At 47.4% G+C, this 21,446-nt stretch carries 18 protein-coding genes; 1 reads left to right on the top strand and 17 read right to left on the bottom strand.

Annotated elements, in window-relative coordinates; translation table 11 throughout:
- Positions 1 to 98: 98 nt before the first annotated feature.
- From ACGTIC_RS08440 to wbaP, 6 genes are all read right to left on the bottom strand, one after another.
- Positions 99 to 686: a hypothetical protein gene (locus tag ACGTIC_RS08440; protein WP_113855959.1), complete on the bottom strand. Its 588-nt coding sequence runs from the start codon at positions 684 to 686 to the stop codon at positions 99 to 101.
- Between the two features lie 210 nt (positions 687 to 896).
- Positions 897 to 1,547, bottom strand: coding sequence for an HNH endonuclease (locus ACGTIC_RS08435; RefSeq protein ID WP_113855960.1), 651 nt, complete (start codon positions 1,545 to 1,547; stop codon positions 897 to 899).
- Positions 1,548 to 1,552: 5 nt separating this feature from the next.
- Entirely contained in the window at positions 1,553 to 2,797 is a 1,245-nt protein-coding gene (locus ACGTIC_RS08430; protein ID WP_113855961.1) for an AAA family ATPase, read from the bottom strand.
- A 217-nt stretch (positions 2,798 to 3,014) separates the two neighbouring features.
- Positions 3,015 to 3,506 carry a TIGR02646 family protein gene (locus ACGTIC_RS08425; protein ID WP_162816256.1) on the bottom strand — a complete coding sequence of 164 codons (492 nt, stop codon included), beginning with the start codon at positions 3,504 to 3,506 and terminating at the stop codon, positions 3,015 to 3,017.
- A 189-nt stretch (positions 3,507 to 3,695) separates the two neighbouring features.
- Positions 3,696 to 4,964, bottom strand: a complete 1,269-nt coding sequence (locus ACGTIC_RS08420; RefSeq protein ID WP_162816257.1) for an AAA family ATPase — start codon at positions 4,962 to 4,964, stop codon at positions 3,696 to 3,698.
- 67 nt (positions 4,965 to 5,031) lie between these two features.
- Positions 5,032 to 6,483: an undecaprenyl-phosphate galactose phosphotransferase WbaP gene (gene wbaP / locus ACGTIC_RS08415; RefSeq protein WP_257536511.1), complete on the bottom strand. Its 1,452-nt coding sequence runs from the start codon at positions 6,481 to 6,483 to the stop codon at positions 5,032 to 5,034.
- Positions 6,484 to 6,754: 271 nt separating this feature from the next.
- Here wbaP and ACGTIC_RS08410 point away from each other — a divergent pair, with 271 nt between their 5' ends.
- Complete coding sequence (locus ACGTIC_RS08410) at positions 6,755 to 7,924, top strand: hypothetical protein (protein ID WP_113855964.1); 1,170 nt, start codon at positions 6,755 to 6,757, stop codon at positions 7,922 to 7,924.
- Here the strand turns inward: ACGTIC_RS08410 and ACGTIC_RS08405 are convergent.
- The 11 genes from ACGTIC_RS08405 to ACGTIC_RS08355 form a co-directional block, all read right to left on the bottom strand.
- Complete coding sequence (locus ACGTIC_RS08405) at positions 7,921 to 8,538, bottom strand: response regulator (RefSeq protein ID WP_113855965.1); 618 nt, start codon at positions 8,536 to 8,538, stop codon at positions 7,921 to 7,923. The two genes, ACGTIC_RS08410 and ACGTIC_RS08405, sit on opposite strands and share 4 nt — an antisense overlap.
- Positions 8,516 to 9,934: a sensor histidine kinase gene (locus tag ACGTIC_RS08400; RefSeq protein WP_113855966.1), complete on the bottom strand. Its 1,419-nt coding sequence runs from the start codon at positions 9,932 to 9,934 to the stop codon at positions 8,516 to 8,518. The genes ACGTIC_RS08405 and ACGTIC_RS08400 overlap by 23 nt, the downstream gene beginning before the upstream one ends.
- Entirely contained in the window at positions 9,927 to 12,320 is a 2,394-nt protein-coding gene (locus ACGTIC_RS08395; protein WP_113855967.1) for a hypothetical protein, read from the bottom strand. Before ACGTIC_RS08395 ends, ACGTIC_RS08400 begins: the two co-directional genes overlap by 8 nt.
- Positions 12,321 to 12,455: 135 nt before the next feature.
- Positions 12,456 to 13,202 (bottom strand): hypothetical protein, encoded by a 747-nt coding sequence (locus tag ACGTIC_RS08390; RefSeq protein WP_113855968.1) that lies wholly within the window; start codon positions 13,200 to 13,202, stop codon positions 12,456 to 12,458.
- Between the two features lie 48 nt (positions 13,203 to 13,250).
- Positions 13,251 to 14,852, bottom strand: a complete 1,602-nt coding sequence (locus ACGTIC_RS08385; protein WP_113855969.1) for a bifunctional UDP-sugar hydrolase/5'-nucleotidase — start codon at positions 14,850 to 14,852, stop codon at positions 13,251 to 13,253.
- A gap of 15 nt (positions 14,853 to 14,867) precedes the next feature.
- On the bottom strand, positions 14,868 to 15,272 hold the full coding sequence (locus ACGTIC_RS08380; protein ID WP_113855970.1) for a hypothetical protein: 405 nt from the start codon (positions 15,270 to 15,272) through the stop codon (positions 14,868 to 14,870).
- Positions 15,273 to 15,305: 33 nt separating this feature from the next.
- A complete protein-coding gene (locus ACGTIC_RS08375; RefSeq protein ID WP_059077471.1) occupies positions 15,306 to 15,776 on the bottom strand; it encodes a hypothetical protein in 471 nt (156 codons plus the stop codon).
- Between the two features lie 24 nt (positions 15,777 to 15,800).
- Complete coding sequence (locus ACGTIC_RS08370; protein WP_059077470.1) at positions 15,801 to 16,565, bottom strand: YgcG family protein; 765 nt, start codon at positions 16,563 to 16,565, stop codon at positions 15,801 to 15,803.
- Between the two features lie 12 nt (positions 16,566 to 16,577).
- Complete coding sequence (locus tag ACGTIC_RS08365) at positions 16,578 to 17,678, bottom strand: IBR domain-containing protein (protein WP_113855971.1); 1,101 nt, start codon at positions 17,676 to 17,678, stop codon at positions 16,578 to 16,580.
- Positions 17,679 to 17,699: 21 nt separating this feature from the next.
- Positions 17,700 to 19,193: an SPFH domain-containing protein gene (locus tag ACGTIC_RS08360; protein WP_113855972.1), complete on the bottom strand. Its 1,494-nt coding sequence runs from the start codon at positions 19,191 to 19,193 to the stop codon at positions 17,700 to 17,702.
- Positions 19,194 to 19,525: 332 nt separating this feature from the next.
- Positions 19,526 to 21,427, bottom strand: a complete 1,902-nt coding sequence (locus ACGTIC_RS08355; protein ID WP_075582325.1) for a glutamine synthetase — start codon at positions 21,425 to 21,427, stop codon at positions 19,526 to 19,528.
- Positions 21,428 to 21,446: the final 19 nt, after the last annotated feature.

Genomic DNA, 21,446 nt, shown 5'->3' with positions numbered 1-21,446 from the left:
CTCTATTCTAACACAAATCCCAGTCTTTGTCAGTATTATCAAACGGTATGCTCTAAGCAATTTATCTTTTTAGTCTATTTAATGAAACTATAAAAACATCATTCCTTAATTTCAAACATCAAGTTATTAGATGGGGCTATCCATTTTGCTTTCCAATCTTCTAATACAAATAGCTTGCTTTCTGGATTAGGAGAATCAGCACTTTTATCTTTTTTACCTATTTCTAAGATACACTGACATTCCAACATATATAATGCCGATAACATAAGCAGGCAATTTTCCAAAGTAGCCTTGGAGAAATACTCTATACGATTGTGCTTAATACCCGTAAATGCTTTCCACCAAGTCATAGGACGATTCTTAAGGACACCTTTACATTTTTCGAAAGGAATCAATATAATATCTGTATCTAAAATTTTTACCCTTTGTTGAATCAGTTTAGGTTGTTTATCAATGAGCTGTTTGATATATATTTTAATATTAAAATCGTTACTGCGCTTTATTTCAAAAAACGCCTTAAAGAAAGCATCTAATTCTGCACCGGTTAATTGCAGGATAGACGCATATTGATTGGAATACGTTCCGAAATTATCTTTATTTAATGCCACAAAATCGAACGTATTCATAAGTAACTGTTCCAAATGTATGTAATATTTCCAATATTCTTGAAAAATGCGTCTCTCCATGATTCTCCTTATTATCCATTAGATATATTCTAATATAATGGACTCATGATATGGACTCTGTATTTGAGTAAGACTCCTTCAGACGCCTACGGCGCCAGCTTCATCTCTGCTGTCCGTTTTGACAGCCAGCCTGCATCTTTCCTTTAGTCGATACGTGTTGGGCCAAAAAGGCCCCTAACGGGGACGGCTTTTAGCGTTCGTAGGCTGGGATTATAAACTGACAGCATCTTGGAATTCAGCATATTTTGTATTATTGCGTATGTAAGTTCGTTTGAAGGCGGCAAAAGCAGCATCTCTTTTTAAGCGGACCATCACTCGTCTTTTATTCATGAGTGTTTTATGTTCTTCGTAGTTTTGCAACTCATTATAAAATATATTCATTTCCTTTTGTAGAGCTTTGAATCTGTATTCAGATTTATTTATTCGCATTCCTGTATTTTTTAAATTAAATACTTCATAAATTAATTCTGCAGTCGATTGTGACGTTGGCTCTTTATCTAGAGCTGTAATACAAACTTCTCTGTCTTTATATTCACATTTTATGTGTTTTTCCGGGTCTTCCTGACAACAATTTATAATCTTACCATCATATTTTCTTTTATTTTTGATACTATTACAATGGCCACAGCTCCAGAAAAGGTTATTCCAATCAAATTTCAAGTCAAGATTTCCTTTATGTGGAATCAAGTGCTCGATTTCAGGATCTTGAAGCCCTTTCAGTTCACAAATATAGCATTTATCATGAAAATCTGTCTTCAGCTGTTTTACGACATCATCGTTACGATATGAGCCACTGTTACCTTTTGCTTTTTCCATTTCCAGAGATGCTGGTGCAATCGGGGATTTATCACATTTTACCATCTTACCTACTCCTTCTGCGATAATTCCAATTTTAATTTTTTGTAATCGGTCATAAAGTCTAATCCCAGATAATCAGGGATTTCATCGAGATAATATTCAAGATCTGCAATTTCTGTATAATCATCGTCAGTTAAATTCTGTTTATGAGCTAGTTGTTTGTATCTTTCGTATTTTTGCTTTAACTCATTAGAAAGCATGGATGCTTTGAAATACCCTTCTACAATTCCATCGTAAGGGATGTTAGATAATCCTTCCGGATTATCTACTAATGTATGATTAGCTAAGTCATATATCACAGCATTAGATATGGAGTTTAGGATGAAGGGAGAATGGGTCGTCACAATAAATTGGATATTAGAGAAAATACCTGTTAGAATCGGTAAGATTTTCTTTTGAAGTTCAAGATGCAAATGTGTTTCGATTTCATCAATCAATACAACACCTTCCAAATCGTAACGCTTCCCGGCTTTCTTTTCCATTCGCATCATCAAATCTACGACAATATCCAAGACGGCTGCATATCCGCTGGATAATGTGTCAAAGGTAAATGGTTCTCTGCCTGGCACGATAATATGAAATTCAAACGTTTCAATATTAAAATCTAAATGGGCCTGAACATTGTCAAAAATGGTTTGCAGAACATGGTCGAAATTATGGAACCATTGTTTGATTTCAGCAGCTCTTTCCGCTTTACCACTGACTTCGGCCATAGCTCCAATTGTTTTGAGATTTAGGATATATTTTACAAACTCCTGTCCCGGATGTTCATGGATAGCATATTTTTCTTTTAAATCCACTTTCGATACGTTTTTTTCATTATGCGCCGCATATTCACGTTCAGCTTTATAGCATGCAAAGATATATTCGCCCGTATATACCTTGGACTGCATGCTTTCTATGTCATTGAATTGAGCAGTTACTCCTCGGTAAAAGTGATTGATATACTCTTGGTGTTGCTTTATTCTTTCTGAAATCTCTTTATATTGGGAATCCAAAGGATCTAATGATTTGATTTTTTCTTTGTCCGCCAACAACTGCCTTTTGCAATACTCAAGTGTATTAACAGTACTACTATCTTCTGTATATATAGATAAATACGCACTCAGTGCCTCAATGACGCTGGTTTTACCACTGCCATTTTTCCCTGTCAGAATCAGATGTTTACAAGTTGTTTCTGATAATGGAATGGTGATATTTTGTAAGTGCCGTATTTTATCGATATGTATGCTTGTAATAAAATGCTGATTCATCCAATCATCTCCTATGTTTTATAAGGATTCAAGATAAGATTCATATTTGAGTAAAGCCCCTTCAGACGCCTACGGCGCCAGCTTCATCTCTGCTGTCCGTTTTGGCAACCAGCCTGCATCTTCCTTTGGTCGATACCTGCTGGGCCAAAAAGGCCCCTCGCGGGGACGGCTTTTTACGATGCAAACTGGCTCTATTCTGATTTTCCTTTGGGTTATATTAGCAATCACTCTTTAGCCTTGCTTTTAGATACCAAATAATGATACCTGAATATTCTTTATACTTACCTTCATTGTCTTTGCTCTCATAGTAACCCAGCATTTTTCGTAAAAACGATTGATTCCAATCCTCTGGCCTGTCTTTTCTTTGTTTATTCATCTTTTCAAGACATACTTCAAGCACATTGCGTCGATTTAAACATAGACTAAAATCTGGTCCTTCATAATTTAGATTTAAGGTATTATTCAAATCGTCATTAATTTGTGCATCATCAGAATATATCTCACCTGTTCGAGTATGATATTTAATTTTTTGAATTAAGTGTTTGTCTAATGGATTGATTTTTAAATATTTATTCTGTCTATGAGTATCACAAGTTGTACAGTCATACGGTTTACCAGCATTTCCCATGCATACGGCAAGCATATTTTTGAAATCTAACTTTTCTGCTTCTGAACATTGGCTTTCAGGAAGCCAATGTTCAATCTTCATATGGACTAAACCACCGTCCGATAAGTTACCATCACTTATACGTCGCATACAATATGCACAAAGATATCCCTGGTCTTCCAATAGTCTTTTTCTTATATCTGCTTTATTGCATCCATCATAATACGCATTGGATTGGAGTTTATATTTTGTCAATGACCTTAGCTCCATTCTTTTTTTATATAACGCATTTCAGTCCTCCGCAAAAGCTATTTCTAAATCCAATCGTTCCCTGGCTTTCACGACAATCGGGTTTTCTAATCCGATTTCATTTTCTAATTTCAGTAACATCCCCTCAGCTTGATGCAGACTACCATCATCAACATACTGATAAAAATCTTTTAACATCTGTGTTACCAAATCAGGCAGATTGGCAGCATGCTGGATATTTTTCAAAATATAATCCACTTCCAGGCCATACCCGTTCATGGAACATTTTGGTTTCCTGATATTCTCTATGTTAATACACCAAACAGATTTTGCCGAAGCAATGATAATAGGTGAGTGAGTCGTTGCAATAAATTGTACACAAGGAAAAGCATGACGTAATACTTCGATGATTTTCCATTGCCAGCGGGGATGGAGATGCACGTCTAATTCATCAATCAAAACAATTCCAGTTGTTTCATGAATATCATCTGTCATGAAAGGGTTTAAAACTGCCATGCGATAAGCAATATCAAAAATCATCCATATAAGCGATTGATACCCTGCACTTAATACGGAGATAGGAACTACTTCATCCCCTTTTTGGTACATCAATTCTTCAGATTGCTTATCATAAAAAACGGTAACGGGTATATGTTCTAATATCGTCATTGCTTTGGCTACAGCTTGTTTGACAGCCTCATATTCACGTACAGGCTTATTTTTTTGCCATGAAATTTGTTCCATTCGTGAACACCAGTCTAACATTACCTTCATGCTGGACTCATCACTGACACAATCAATATAACCGGCAATTCTGCTAGTTTTCTTTCGGGTGAATGTGTTCGTTTGTTTTTTCCGCTTCTGTGACCATACGCGAGCTGCACTTTGATAGCATATTACAGGTAATTTAGCTGATATATCTGCTAAAAGTTTTTCTGCAAGATGGCAAATATCACGGGGACTGGTTACCGTTTGAGCCCCGTAGCCAGCTTTAGAACGCACCCATGTATATTGCTGACTATCTATATCAGCTGTAATTTCAACGCTGGGCCAATACGTAATGGGTTCATAGGCCCCGTCACCTTGCAATGTATATACCATCCGGGCCTCTTCTGGTAAAAAATTCCGTGAACGGATGCCATTTCCATGTATGCCAGAGATAAAGCCACTTAATCCAATAGATAGTGCTTCCAGAATAGACGTTTTCCCCCGTCCGTTTTCACCAATTATTAAGTTAAAACCTTCTCTAAAAGAAAGGTGACAATCGTCAATCCCTTTAAAATTATGAATTGAAAGTTCTTTTATATACACTTTGATCACCTCTTTATACTTCTTTTATATTGCAAAAAGCAATCCTTTCGACATGGCCAATCCTGATTTAATACGCGCCCTTGTGCTTTAGTACGACTCCTATGGTTCTCCAGATGAGTACGATGTCGAACCAGACATCCCAGTTGCGGACGTACCAGGTATCCATCTGGACCCGTTCGTCGTAGGTTGTGTCACTGCGGCCGCTGGTCTGCCACATGCCGGTTACGCCGGGGCGGACCATGTAGAAGTCTTCGATGTATTTGCCGTATTTGGGAACTTCGGACTGTATGATGGGACGAGGGCCGACGAGGCTCATTTCTCCTTTTAGGACGTTGAATAATTGCGGTAGTTCATCCAGGCTGGTTTTGCGCAGGAATGCGCCGCTTTTTGTAATCCGCGGATCGTCTTTGAGTTTGAATTCTTTTTCCCATTCTTTGCGGGCTTCCGGGTCTTTTGCCAGGAGTTCTTTGAGCCTGACATCGGCATCGACGCACATGCTGCGGAATTTATAGCAGTTGAATTCTTTTCCGTGACGGCCAACGCGGCGATGCTTGAATATGATAGGGCCGGGCGAGTCTTTGTATATCCACAGGGAAATAGCCAGGAATACGGGACTCAGGCAGATAATGCCCATGCAGGTACAGACTATATCGAATACGCGTTTGATGATACGGTTATACCTCCGGGCCATGTTATTGCGGATCTGGAAGGCGACGATGTGCCCATCGATGAGGGTTTCCATATCGAGGGTGGCCAGTGGCATGGTTCCCATATCGGGAATAAAGGCGATATTTTTTACCTTGGGTTGCAGCCGGTATATGATGTCCTGTACTCTATCATTGCTGAGGCCCGGCGCGATGACCAGGACGTGCTGGACGCCTGTCTGGTCGATGACGGCTTCGGCATCGGCAAAGGTTCCCAGATGAGGCATGAGTCTGGCTACTTCCGGTTCTGGTTTATGATCTTCCAGGAAGCCTATGAAATCATAGGCAAGGCCGGAATCGTCCTTAAAATATTTCAGCACAATAGCAGCCGTCTTTCCTGCCCCCATGATGAGGACCGGGAGCTGCAGCATATGGAGACGGTTCAGTATTTTACGGCTGATGAAACGGAATAATACGAGAAAGAAGAAGGCAAAAATCCAGATAAATCCGATGAATAATCGCGATGTATGGGATGCTGTTTCCAGGACATACATGAGAAATATCATCACACCGACGGCATACAGATCAGCTTTGAAAATACGGGAAATGATGCGCCAGAACTGCATGCGCCGCGTATATAGGGATTGCACCTGCATGAAAAGGATAAAAATTGCTGGCCCGATGACGTGAAAACTGAGCCAGGAAATATGCAGGGTGGAATTGGTAATAAGTGTATTGCGCAGGGAAAAAGCCAGGAACTCTGCCAGAAGGACGGCTATGTAGTCAATGACGACCCATACCAAAGGCAGCACGACCGTACTGTATTTATTTTTGATAGAAATGGATGTTTTCATGACCTCACCATGTCCGTTCATTCCCAGAATCCTCCTAGTTTGTAGCTTTTTTCATTTTAGCACACCCGGCAATTTTTGTCATTACGAATCAAACGTTTTGTTTTTTCTTTGAAATAGCGTAATCGGTTCAGTCTTATTTCATGGTCGTACGTACAGAAAATCCGCACAGCAACCAAATCTACTGTGCGGATTTACATCATTCATAATCAGTTTCTTTCAGATTGAATCCGTTATTTCTTTTGCATCTCATTTGTGATATGATTGTAAAAAAGCATACGAAAGGAACTGCCAAATGAACTTAAAATGCGCATTGCTCTTGTTTGTTCTGACAGCCATTTCCATGTCCGGCAGCCCCAGTCTGGCTGCCAGTTCTTCTGCTCCGGTACGTATCCCTGATGATGTACAGTCTGAGCCTTTGGAAGACCAGGAAATCCCGACAACACTCAAAAATACCTATCCCTATGTAGAAGTGCACGGTGATTACCGCTGGCTCTGGGGAAAAGGACGGTTTTCCGCTCATACCGCCCAGCCTGGCAGGGAGAGTCGCCGCCATGATGAAACGATATATATGGCGACGCGCCGGCTGCGTATCTTTCCTTTCATCTATGTGAACGAACATACGTCTATCCGGACCCAGCTGGAAGATAACCGGAATGATAAAGACCATGAGGCAGACCATCATCTTTATCTGGGCAGACTGTATATCCAGCATGAGACGGAGCAGACGAAAGTAGAAGCAGGCCGTTTCAATTATTATCTGCTCGATGGCAATGTCATCGACAAAAAGGTGGACGGCCTGCGGTTCCGCCTCGGCCAGAAAGGGATTTCTCCCGGCAGCATCACTCTCTTTGCCGGCCGTACGACAGGGCCTGATGATGAGCATCGGAAAATAGGATGGAGTCTCCTTCACAGCAGGCTTAACGGCCGCTTCCAGAGCGATACGGCCTTTCTGTATTTCCGCAATGCCAGCAGTCTCCCACCGACGTTTCCATCATTGACCGCTTACGGGATATATCCGGGGCAGGCCGGTACGAGGTATGACCGGCAGCGCATCTTCCTGTGGCGCGGATCTTATCAGATACGGCCGGATTTGTCGGCCCGGCTGGAATGGCTCCACGCCTGGGGACGTCATGAGGCGGACCACTACAGCCAGTCTGAAACGGGATTTGTCGCCTCCCTCATCTACGGAGAGCTGGATGAACGGAAACAAGGCTCCTACGAAGCATGGATCCGCTATTATGATCAGCCTGCTTCTACCATCCTGTACCACACGATGGATGCCGATGCGACATTTTTCCGTCGCATGGGATTCCGTGGCTGGGGACTCCGTCTGGACTATGTTCTCCAGCCGGGACTTATTTGGGCTGTCGAAGGCTTTTCCCTGAAAAACCGTCATGATACCACCTATATGGCTTCTTTCCATGAATATGTCATCGGCACCAGTCTGACGGCTTATTTCTAGGGTCCCGACGCATATCCTTTATCAGCAGCTTCGACAGCCAAGCCAACGATGCTTTTATGGCCGGTCTTACTTAGCATATTGCTGATATGAAAGCTGACGGTCCGCTTGCTGATTCCCAGTTCGTCGGCAATTTCCTGATAGGACAAATTGCGGCAGATCAGCTGGAGGATATCCAGTTCCCGCTCGGTCAGGGTTACGCCACAGACACCGAACGTCACATTCCCCTGTACATCGGGATATATCTGCTCGCCTGCCACCGTCCGCTTCATATAGTCTATAAAGGCGGCGGCCGAACTTTCTTTATAGATGAAACTGTCGGCCCCGGCATCACGGGCCATTTCCAAAAAACTAATATCCTGAAACCCGGTCATGATGATGATTTTCTGACCGGGATTTTTTTCTTTTAACCGCTTTGTCAGTTCGATACCACTGTTTTTCCCCTCCATGCAGATATCCATGAAAATGACATCCGGCTTTGTCAAAGAGCAGGCGGATTCGGCCATCTCCGAGAATGGAATCGTTCCGACAATTTCTACATCGTCACATTGAGATAAAATGGCTGCCAGTCCTTCGAGCAGAATTTTTTGATCGTCAATGACGAGTACGCGAATCATAGTCATCCTCTCCTTCTACGGACAGAACAAAATGAGGATTTCCTTTCAGATGGAGTGCAGCGCCCATTTTTCTGACTCTTCGTTCAATTCCCTGCAGTCCATTGCCGGGCTGTATAGGCCCCCGGCACCCGATACCGTTATCACGGATGGTCAGTATCCGTTTTCCCGTAAGAGGAAGCTCTATGGAGACCCGGCTTGCCTTTCCGTGGAGGAGGGCATTGGTCAGGGATTCCCGGATAATACTTACCAGATCAGCCGCGTCCTCTGTGTCTGCCGGCAGAGCACCGGTCAGGGTGACGTCGATGCCAAGGCCGCAGTAGGTACGGATGAGTACGTCCAACCGTTCTGCCGGATTATCCGCCGTCTCGCGGCGCATATCGGCCAGGACATTTTCTACCAGTGGCAGGATTGCCCCATAATCGGTCGTATTTTTATTATTCAGGAGCTGCTGCAGGATAGTAATGCGCTGCCCCATGAGATCGTGGATTTTATAGCGCATTTCTTCTGTCGTCCGCTGGGTTTGTATATCGACAAGATGATTGAGAAGGTATTTCATTTTTTCATTCCGCTGTTCCAGAAGCTGGTTTTTCTGGTCCAATTCCCGGTTCACCCGGTCTAGATTCGTCACATCCAGTGCCGTGATCTGCCAGCCAGACTGATTTCTGAACTGGATATGATGCCGCTGCAGCAGCCATGCCATGCCATTTTTCTTACGGAACAGAAGGTCCTGCCCCTGCCGCTCCATGGTAACGTGTTCCGTATTGCTCCAGTTTGCCAGGAGATGCCAGAAGATATTCGCATTGCGGATGACCGTGCCCAGCAGCTTTTCCATGACATCATACATGACGTAATTGACCAGGACAGGCTCTCCTTTTTCCAGACTGAACAAGACTCCCTCTTCCAGAAAATCGACGGCCGCCTGGATGGAACGGGCTGTCAGCTGCTCCCGGTATTGGCGGTATGCCGCCGGAAAAACACGGACGAGGCGAAGGGCAATGCATGACAATGCCAATAGCAATGACCAGGGGAGCCACGTATCTAATTCCGGAAGGAGAAAGAACGAGGCAATGAGCAGGTACTGGCCGCCGGCATGGAAATCATGGATCATGTACAATGTGCTGATGATAATTACCAGTATGATGCCATAACGCCAGATATTCAGTGCTTCTATATACAGGATGCCATCGGCTCCATCACTCATGACTTCATATAAGATAGTCACAATTGCCAGAAGAACAATGAGATTGCTCCCCTCGAGGCATTTGCGGCCCATATTGCGGAATTCCTGCTGTGGCATCAGAAAATAGTACAGCAGGCTGCTGGCAATGAAGAGGATGATGGCCACGGTCATACAACTGATACAGAATGTACGGGAAAGGGTGTAAATATTAATCATGATACGACTCCTTTCCAACAGAAACAGTCAGACGGCGCCCATATTCGAGCCTGTCATAGATAAGCGGCGATGGCAGTATGCCGCCGGCCAGAGCCCGGGGAAGCCAGTCCGATTCTTCCGGCCGGTCTTCCAACATGACCGAAAGCGTCCATGCCCGGCCGGTTTCGGAAAAATGACAGATCCAGTACGGTTCCTGATGAGCAATAGATGCTTCACCTATTTCTTCAAACATATCATATAGAAAGAGCGCTGCCTTATCCGGTATGGTCCCGGAAAGACGGACCGTAGCCATGCCACGCAGGCCTGCGACCGTCATATAATGCTGGGATTCGCTGACTGCCAGAGATAATTCCCGGATTTCCAGGATACCCTTTTCTTTTCCGCGGAGCAAGAGGATGCACCGCTTCTTCAGATAACAGACCATGACATTGAGCCGGCTGACGATGGCATCGGCTTCGATTCCCGGCTTCATAGACTGCAGCGCTTTCATATAGGCTGCAATACGCTCCCGCTTGCTGCTGATGACTTGCTCCAGTTCGGCATAGATACGCCGGCTGACTTCCTGATGAATGACCTGGCGCTGGATTTCCTCTTCTCTCCGTAACAGGCGGTACGACCGTTCCAGTGCCTGCGCGACGAGGGAAAGCTTGCTCTTTTGCTGACGCAGCTGTCGTACATCGCGATACCAGCGCACCCAGCCACCCCGTATGGGCATGGTCTGGATTTCCATATCTTCCAGAGGCAGATTATCTATATCCCGTGATGCATATGCGACACGGCCCGAATCATCACAGAGCTGTATGGCCAGACGGGACTGACGGAAAAATTCGATATAGCCTTCATTAGTCGGGATAATCCGGATACGCATCGCTACTTCCAGCCAGATAAGCGTCCATAAGACGGTCGTAAAGACTAGTTCAGAAATATGGCAGAAAGGGATTTTCATCAGATAGCCGACGATATATCCTCCGTAGAACAGGCAGCACAGGAACGGCAGAATAAGGCGGAACGAACGCTGCACATGCTGCTTCCACGATGCATAACAGAGCCAGAAATTAACGACCAGGAACTCGACGCCATACGATACGGCCAGGAGGTAATACAGCGGTCCATTAACATGATGAGAATCGGCATCGGCTGCAATGACCGGCAGGATGAATGCCCATTGATGTATATCATTCGCACATACGAGTACGGCCAGTACCAGATTATAAGAAAACAACAGGCGCAGCCATGGCGGGCAATCGGGGTGCCAGTCCGGTTGTGACGCCATGTAGCCGATCCATACGATCAGGGAAACGAGCAGGCCGAAAAAAAGGTAGTAGCCATACCAGCTCCAGCGCATCCAATCCACAGCATATCCCGGCAGCATTAATTTGTATATGCGCAGGAGAATCCATCCACAAAGGGCAAGGGTGAGATAAGCATAGGCATTCCGCATACGGGGCTGTATGACGTGGCGGCGCAGGCGGCAGCCCCAGAGGATTGTCACAAACAGGGCGGCCATATACCATAACATGTTATTCGTACCGGTGAGGACATTTTTTTCATACACATGAAAAACATGGAACAGCATCTGATGGCTGATCGAATCGGCACCGACAAAAAAGGATTCCAGATCAGATATCCGCACGGCCCCTTCCATGGGCTCTGTCCGATAAGCGGCATCATCCAGACGTTCAGCCAGTGCGGCATCATCCACTACCAGAGGCGTCTTGGATAAAAGCCCCTTCTGAAAGGCCAGTGTTCCTTCATGGGGTACGACGATGTGGATAGGCGCCCCGCGCCGCTGCCATTGCCGCGCCTGGTAATCGTAGAGAACATAGACTTGTGCAGCCGGACGGTTTCTGTAGGGCTGCATGATATTAAATCCCGTGAGTGTGTCCAGCTGGAACCGGCTCTCCTCATGGATTTTCTTCAGTGCCTGCACGGCCAGCTGGCCGGAAACATCTCTGCCTAATCCATAACTCATAGCCTGGATAGAAAAAAAATATTGTGGCCGTGATGAAAGGATACAGACCGATACAGGCATGGTCTGCAGACTATGCCAGCCTGTAATGTCATACGGGCAGTCATCACTGACAGCTAATACGACAGTTGCCATATAATGAGGATACCAATAATAAGAATAATGGGTGCTTTTCTGTAATACGGCGGCCTGGATATCGTATGCTTCCATAGCCGTTACATCCGTATCGGTAAATAATTCCATGATATAGTCGTCATGGCCGGTACATTCATCTAAAGAAAAGACGCTGCGTTCCAGGACCTGTCCATAGGCATCGCTCCAGGTGTTATCGTATATGACAGAAACGGCCTGGCACATCATTGATATGAGCCAGAATACAACAATTCCGCATGCGGTCAGCCATTTTTTTCTGATCATCGTTTCACCTGCCAGTCGCAAATGTATCTATTGCTCATTTGTTATAAATATTATACCATGCACACATGACAGCTGTCACGACAATATAATGTAGATATGGCAAGAGGAACCGGCCGCTGGCCAGTCCCTCCTGCTCTACTGTTGCAGGTCTATCCGGTAAATATGCTGTACCTTTTGTTTGTTATCGTATAGAGTGAAATACACATGGTTCGTATCATCTGTGGCAATAGTATCCGGTGTATACACTTTGTCATCGATTTGATAGGTGATATCACCGACGGCGGAACCTGTCTTTTTATCAAATATGCGGAACAGTCCCCGTCCTGTAAAACCGACATAATCGCGGGTGACAAAGACAGGTCCGCTGGCGGAAGCTTTTTGCATCCCTTCAGCCAGGCCCGTATTCACTTCAAAGGAACGCAGTTCCTTGCCATCCGGGTCAAAAGCATAAAGCGGGTTTGTCCATCCCGTGCCATTTGTTGAACCATTACGGGCCGTCCACTGCATATAGAAGCCGTCTGCATCAGCTGCAATCAGCTTGGGAGCGACTTCGTCTTTAGCAGCTTTGCGCTGGTCCATATAACCAAAGGTCGCCAGCAGCAGTTTGGGATTCGAAAAACCGTCTTTCGTGAGCGTGGCCCGCGTGATGCCGGCAGTCGCGCTGGCCCCTTCGCGATCGAAATAGACCGTATCACTGCCGTAGACAGTCTGGAGGGAGCGTTCCCGGTTGCTGCTCAGGGCCGCCTGGGTGACAGCCGAACCGTCATAGATTCCCTGAACCTGATCACCCTGACAAAAATAAACGTTCTTGCCGTTCGTCATCAGCCAGGACAGTTTCATCAGACCGATTTCTTGTCCGGCCGAGAGCTTGTCGCCCTTCATCGGGAATTTCCAGATTTGTATTATTTCTATTAAATTATCGGTAAGTCTTCAAAGCCCGATGGTAATCCGTCCCTGTCCGGCCGGGTTCCCATAGTCAGCAGCCAGTGTGTCCCCTTTATGGGCGAGATAGTCTGCCAGGGCCTCGACATCGGACAATCCCGTATCTTCCAGCAGGATACCGCCTTGCAGGCTGGTTTGTCCATCGCCGCCATTTCGCAGGACGTAAGCCGTACCGCCGCCGCGGTAGTCTTCATCGGCCTCGATGGTCTTTCCGTTGACCATGACGTCTTTGACCCGCCGCGGGCCGGCTACTTTGACGAAACGGCCTTTATCGTCGAGGACGACGGAACTGGGAATAGCCGGATCGATGCGGTAAGTCAGGCCGGATACCTGCAAAAATCCGCCAAATTCCTGAGGATACCGCGAAGCCCCCATTTCCAGGGCATCGAGGAGCTGCTGGCCCGTTACGCTGCAGACGACGAGCTGATTGGAAAAGGGAAAGACGCGGTATAGCGATTCATAGGTCACGACGCCGGCTGATAGCGGGGCCCGGAAGGAGCCGCCGTTCAGGAGAGCCACATCGGTATGCAGCCGGTAACGGATGGCATCGACGGCTAAATCAGCCAGGTTGGTTTCCCCGTTACGGACGCGCCGCTGGCCCTGGATATCTGTCACGAAATCCACAGGCGACATGGCAACCTGCAGCTGGAGCTGTTCCCGGACGACAGCCATCCCCCGCTGTACGACGGCTTCTGTTGCCGCATCGGCCCCGTCCAGCCGGGTCACTAATTCGCCCTGCACGTGGCCGTAGTCATCGATGACCAGCTTGCCGATGGACTGGAATTTCGTTCCCGTCTGTGCGATGAGGACGGGCTGGCCTTTGCTGTTCCTGACCAGGTGTTCATACCGTTCATGGGAATGACCATCGATGATGGCTGCCACTTTCTGCGTATGTGCAGCCAGGGCCTCGCTGGTCCAGACCGGGAGCGATCCATTCTGGCCCAGGTGGGTAACCAGGATGATTGTCCGGGCCCCCTCTTCCCAAGCCTGGTCTATAGCCTTTTGGACCTGTTCATAGAGTTTCTGTCCTGTCGCATCTTCGGAAAAGCCGTAGATGAACTGTCCCTTATCGTCCTGGAAGTAACGGGGCGTCGAGGAAATCAGTGTCTGGGGTGTCGTCACACCGATGAAGGCCGCCTTTTTCCCGCCGTCATAGGTCACCATCTTATACGGCGGAAAGACCGTTTTCCCCGTCCGCAGATCCACCAGGTTACAGCTGTAATAGCCGCCAGTAAGCTGTGGTGCCAGTTCCAGCAGGCGTGCTACGCCATAGTCGAATTCGTGATTGCCGGGAATGGCGAAATCATAGCCAGCGGCATTCATGATGTCGATAACGGCCTGCCCCCGGGTCAGACTTCCCAGGGGTTCGCCCTGGATGGCATCGCCAGCATCGACGAGCTGCACCGTATCGTCAGGATTCTTCATCAATTCCTTCTTATACTGGGCTACCTGGGCATAACCCAGCTGATTCTCCACGCCACAGTGGGCATCGTTAGTGTGTAAGACGACGAGATCGGCACGGACCTGGCCTGACCCCTGCAGGGCCAGGCAGAGGGCCAGGACCAGCCAGTATTTCCTGCCAAAAGCCATCCTGTTCCCTCCTTCTTAATAGACCTTTAATACATAAACGGTGATGCCTTTGGTAGAAATCTGTTTGATTTCATTAGCGCCACATCTCTTGAGATAGCCTACGAGGACCGTATTGGGGGTCATGATTTCACTGCCTGTGCCGCGCAGCGCCGCATAAATGTCTTCGGCTGCCGTCCGGCCGCTGTGGCTGGAATAATATTCCTTGACACTGCTGCCATTTTTGACGTACACCGACGTCCGCGACCGGTCCGTCACTCTGACCCACATCGTATTTTCCGTAATATTATAAATAGTTACCCGGCTGGTATCGGGCCCTCCGGTAGCAGCCAGTGCGGCACCAGTGGTGAAAAAGCAGGCTGCGAGCAGCGTGACCAACAGTTTCTTCTGCTTCATTCCAAGCGAGGTTGTCCTGAATTTCATAGCAAACACGTCCTTTCTTATGAACGACAGGGCTTATCCAAATCCTTCTTTACGGCCCATATAGATGTCATAGCTGTCCTGGAGCATCCATTCGACGATTTCCGTACGGCCTACCCAGGGGCCGGCTGCCGTTTCAGGATGCATGGTGAACCAGGCGATGTTATGCTGGAAGATGTGCCGGTAATACCATTGCTTGCTCTTCAAGGTCAGGCCCTGGCGCTGAGGGTTCACTTCATGGACGACGGGAACGGTTTTTCCCTTCTGGTCCTGCGTCAGGATTTCCAGCAGGCCGTCGCCGTCTAGGTCGGTGACAGCAAATTTCTTTAAGGGGTTCCCGTCCCTGGGATAAATGGTATCCCAGTATTGCGTAAAAACGTGAATCTGCTGCGCTTCATCAGAATCCAGGCGCACGGCCCGGCGATACCCTTCTTCACAGGCTAAGGCACTGGTTCCAATCAGGCAGGCCGCCATCAGCATGAGCAGTATTTTTTTCTCATATCTCATAACGAGCTCTCCTTATACACCTGTTTAAAACTTCCCTCCTCCGCCACCGTGACTGCTGTCGGTGCTATCGTGGCGTTCTTCTTTTTTGGCTTTGGCTACGCGGGACACGTTCATGAACAGGAAGGTATCGTCCTTCTCTACGAGGTCGAAACTGTCTTCATCAAGGTAGGCCGAAGCCGCCAGGGCCGGGGCGACATTGCTCATGGTACTAATGAGATAGCGCCGGATGAGGAAGCCACCGCCGATACCGAGGACCAGGGCGATGGCCAGGGCCGTAACACTGAACTGGTCATGAGGATCGTAGGCCTTGCCATTGGCTTCATAATAAGCCAACAGTTCACCAGACTCCGACGCATACGCTTTGAAAGCATCGGCATATTTCTTTTCTTTCAGCAGAGGCAGGAATTGTTCTTCCAGTGCCGGTATGCCGCCTTTATCCGTGATGCGCTGGCGCATGGTCTTATCTGTAGCGATGTAGTAATCGCGTGTATCCATGGCCAGGACCAGGACCATATTGCCATTCTTTCCGTCCTTATAGGTGCTGTCCAGAATCTGATTGGCATAGTCACCGATTTTCACTTGCTTCGTCGAGGCGACCGTGACGACAGCCAGGCGCACGCCATATTTCTTTTCGACATTGCCGATTTCATTTAACACGGCAATGCGTTCACTTCCCTTTAAGAGCTGAGCCCCGTCAGCCAGGCTGGACGGATTGGCAGCCAGGGCGTTCATCGTCAGGAAGAACAGGCAGACAAGGAACAGCATACATTTCGTTACATATCCTTTCATGACTATCCCTCCTTATACGAACAACTTGGCGATGAAGTAAGAAATCACTGTCAGGATCAGAGAGCTGCCGGCCCAGTACAGATTAGCTTTCTGCTTGTCATAGGGCAGGCTGCCGATCATCTTGCCGGTCTGGCCGTTCATCATGAAGGTATACGGCTGGTCCTGGTAACGCGTCGTCAAAATCCACACCGGCGCCATGGCGTAGGACACAGCTCCTTCATCTTTGCTGATGACATCTTCTTTGAGTTCTACCCGGTCATACCCTTCGACGGTATCTTCGAGGACACCGATGGCGCTCTGGCGGACCCGTTCGTCTGCCCGGGGTACGGCTGCTTCAGCATCGACATCGTATTTATCGGCAAGGCATCCCGTCAGGTAGACACTGCTGAAATCTTTCATGCCATCATAATCGTAAGGTTCGATGCTTTCCATGTACGTGTCATCCATCTTCTGGCTGCCATCGACGGGGATACGCTGGAAGCGCATAGTCCCCTTGCGGTCGCAGCGGTAGACGCTGGTCTCAGTGATGCGTTCGTCTTTCGTTTCATAGACCGTATCAGTCTCTGCCTTGAATTCAGCCGACGCCGTCACTTCGGAATCAAAGAGCCAGAAGGGCACGTACATGGGCTGGATGGCTTCTACGCGGTTATGGGCCGTAAAAGCTTTTGGCAGGAGCCGCTTTCCCTTATAAAACGCATTTAATGCTGCTATGGCATCTTCTTTTGTCTTTGTAAAGGGGATGACAAAGTCCGGCTTGAGCATCCCCGAGAAACGACTGGGCAGCATGGTAGGATTGCCACAATAACAGCATTCTGTCGCCATTGTATTGCTATCACTGACGATTTCAGCACCACAAGACGAACAAGTGAAAATCTGCAGTTGGGCTGCTTCGTCTTCACTCCATTCACTGCCGGCATTTGCCGTATCCCATTTAGCTTCCTTTGCAGCCTGGGCTTCTGCCGCCATCTTTTCTTGCTTTGCAAACAATTCTTCGATTTTGGCAACTTCGAATTCCGTATCACAATACGGACAGGTTACCTTGGCGGTACCAGGAGCAAATTCCAGAGGCCCTCCACAATTGGGGCATGTATATCCCACAGAGGTATTAGCCATAATCTCACCTCATTTCATACGTCACTGTTTATCGTTGTCATCAAAAGGATCGCCGCACTGAGGGCAGAATTTTGGCGGATGATGGGGATCCGGCGGCTGCCAGCCACATTTATCGCATTTGAAAAGAGGGGCATCAGCCGGCTTTTTCGTACCGCATTCCATACAGAACTTGCCCTGATTGACAGCGCCGCACTGCGGGCAGGTCCATCCATCGGCATCTTTTTTCTGTTCCGGACGGGGCTTGCCACAATTTTCACAGAATTTTCCCGTATTGCCTTTCTGTCCACAGCCACAGTCCCACATACCTTCAGCCGGTTTAGGTTCCGGTTTCTTCGTTCCGCAGTTGAGGCAGAACTTGCCCTGGTTCGCCGTGCCGCATTGCGGGCAGGTCCAGCTGCCTGCCGTACCGGCCGCCATCGCTCCGCCTGCCTGCGCAGCTACGACCCGTTCCGCTTCGAACTGCTGCGGGTCCATCAGTCGTTGCCGCCGGTTCATCAGCTCCTGCTGCTGAGCCATCTGCTGATACATGCCGGCACCGGCATTGCCGGCCATACTCATGTTCATGAAACCAAAAGCTGCACCGCCGGCACCTTCATTCTGGGCGGCCATACGCATGGAATCGCTGGTGGCATCAGCCATAGCTCCCATGGCCAGGGACGGATCTGACAGCGTCTTACCCATCTGTACTTTCTGGATTTTCGCTTCATCTTCTTCATTAGCTTTGATACTGTTGATGCCAAAGGATACGATTTCCAGACCGCGCAGTTCCCGCCATCGTTTGGACAGGACCTCATTCAGGGCATCGGCGATTTCAAACGTCCGTCCTGGCAGTTCGACGTAGTCAATCCTCTGGGCGCTCAACCTGGCGAAAGCCGGCTGCAGCGCATTGAGCAGTTCCGATTTCAACTGGCTGTCAATCTGGCTGCGTTCATACCTGTCGTCGACATTGCTCGCTATATTCGTATAGAACAGGACGGGATCGACGATATGATAACTATATTCGCCAAAACAACGCAGACGGATCAGAAGAATCTGCCCCGTATCGGGATCTTTCATCTTGAAAGGAACTTCCTGGGGCGTACCGTATTTATTACCGACCAGTTCTTTCATGTTGAAATAGTAGACACGCTGATCTTTCCCCGTATCGCCACCAAAGGTAAATCGTTCCTTCATCTGTCCCCACATGTCTTTGAGTCCCTGCTTGAGATCACCTGTAAAAATAGATGGCTCCGTAGATTTATCATAAATATACTCGCCCGGCTCGTTGCAGAGATCGACGACCTTGCCCGATTCGACAATCATCATACACTGTCCGTTATTGACGGCAATTTTCGAGCCGTTAGAAATGATGTTGTCTTCCCCGCTCGTATTGGAACTGCGGCCACGGGAACTAATCCGCTTCTGCCCTTTCATCATCAGGACGTCTGCAGGCATACTGTCACAATAGAAAAACTCTTTCCACTGGTCGGCCAGGACGCCACCTGCCGCACCCATCGCTGCTTTAATTAAACCCATAATACAACCTCCTTTACAAAATGATTCATCGTGGGCATTCTTTTGTTATTTTTTTAGTTCTATTTATCTACGTATAGGATACTAAATTTCAAAAAAAAATAACCTGTACTTTAATACAGGTTATTGATACATATTGTGAATAGAAATATCTTATTTCTCCAGTCAATATGCATATATTAGATAAATAACTTCCTGTTCTTTTGGCTGAATACCTGTTTCGCTTGAGAGACAATGGCCGTACGACGCAAAAACACCTGCCTTATGAGATAATTCTCCCATAAGACAGGTGTTTACTTTATACAGTATTACTGCATCACAGACTGCAACGTTTATTAGAATGCATTGTGGCTGTATTCATAATACAGATTCAGCAATTCATCCATCTTGTCGTTCATGATGACCATCAGGTCGGAAGCCGTGTCATAATCTTTGACAGCCAGGGCTTTTTTGATTTTGGAGAAGATAGACAGATTCTTTTCCGTATCGCGGCCCAGTTCTGTACGGAGCGTGTTGATGATCTTCCAGCGTTCAACTTCCAGCGGGTTGGAATCGGCTTCTGTATGAAGTTGTTTGCATGCGATGACCTTTTCCAGGTTGTCCGGGATGATGCGGTACTGGAGTTCCAGAGCCCAGCGGGTAAGAGCACCCAGTTTAAACGATTCTACAAAACGTTTTTCAAAGGCACCTTTGGTAATTTCTGCCAGTTTTTCCGGATATTCGTCGAGAGCTTTGAAGTTTTCCCAGACGGTCTTCGGAGCCTTGCCAAACATGTCAGCCCGTTCTTCATCGGTAAAGGCTTCAAATACATCGACTTCGCTGCGGTATGCACGGTCTTTTTCAAGGTAATCGGCGTCATCGCCCGGTTTCTTCGAAAGTTCGGCACATAATTCAGCCGGTGTCTTGCCACTGGACAGGGCATATTTGATACCGTCGAGAGCGGCAATATACAACAGGGAAATGGCAATATAAGTATTAGTGAAAGCGTTAGGAGCACGCAGTTCGAAACGGGTAGCAGCCGGTTTCATCGTATTGCGGATCAGGCCGATGAGGACCGAACGGTTACGGGACTGTACAGCCGGTGTTTCGCCACCGAGGGCTGTTACGATGCAGACCGGAGCTTCAAAGCCCGGTTTGAGACGATTGAGGGCATCGTTTGTCGAAGAAACGAACGGATTGATGACTTCGTAATGTTTCAGGATGCCCATGATAGCACCATAGCCGAGAGCAGACAGGAATTCCTGGGACATGTCATCAGGATTGTAGAGGTTGACGAATTTACCGTTCTTCATGATGGCACCGATGCCGATATGGGTGTGTTCGCCACTGCCGGCAACGCCCTGAATCGGTTTAGCCTGGAACGTAACTTCAAGACCGTTTTCACGGAATACTTCACGGACGATGACACGGGCCTGGATTTCGTTATCAGCCGTCTGTACGGGATCGCCTGTGTATTTCCAGTCGATTTCGAGCTGTTCGAGAACGTAAATCAGATTACCGGAATCATCAATTTGGGCTTTGATACCACCGACTTCTTTATGCCCCATTTCTGGTTCGAGGCCATAGAGACGGAGGCGTTCAACAGCCTGTTCCAAAGCTGTACGGACTACGCCGTGTGTACGCTGCCAATACGATTCCTGCAGTTTCTGTGTAACGGAAAGGCTGCGTGTTGCCACTTCCTGGCTCGGGGTCTTGACCCAGAATTCCAGTTCGGTTGCCGTCGTAAATACGATTTTTTCGATATCGTCAGTATTAATGGTCAGGCCTTTGACGCCGTATTTTTTGATGACTGCCAGAAGTTCATCATTAACATAATTCAATGTGTTGCGGAGAATGGAACGGGAATCGATATAGCCCGTTGCATGACGCAGAAAGCTGGGGATACGGAGAGTACCAACCGGCTTGCCTGTTGCATAATCGATGTTGCCATCGTTATAATCGACGAACCAGTTTACGCCGGGGTCAGCCTTGATATCAACACGGGCATTGGAAAGCGTTGCAATACCCGGCAGGACGACGGAAGAACCATCTGTCTGGAAAGCCGTTGCATTGAAGAAATCATCATAGTCATCAAAGAACGTAGAAATAGGAATCTTTTCATCTGTATCATTGCCGGCGAGATCGACGCCTACGAGAGATACAAATTTGATTTCCGGATGCTGTTCGAGCAGGGCCAATACCCCTTCTTTACCATACTGACCTGCAGGAATGACATAAACTAAATCTTCTTTTACCATACCCAATTCCTCCTTAACA

The sequence above is a fragment of the Megasphaera hexanoica genome, from assembly GCF_043520715.1.
Taxonomy (GTDB): domain Bacteria; phylum Bacillota; class Negativicutes; order Veillonellales; family Megasphaeraceae; genus Megasphaera; species Megasphaera hexanoica.
Note: the sequence above shows the minus strand (reverse complement) of the source record. Positions and strands in the feature narration are given on the sequence as shown.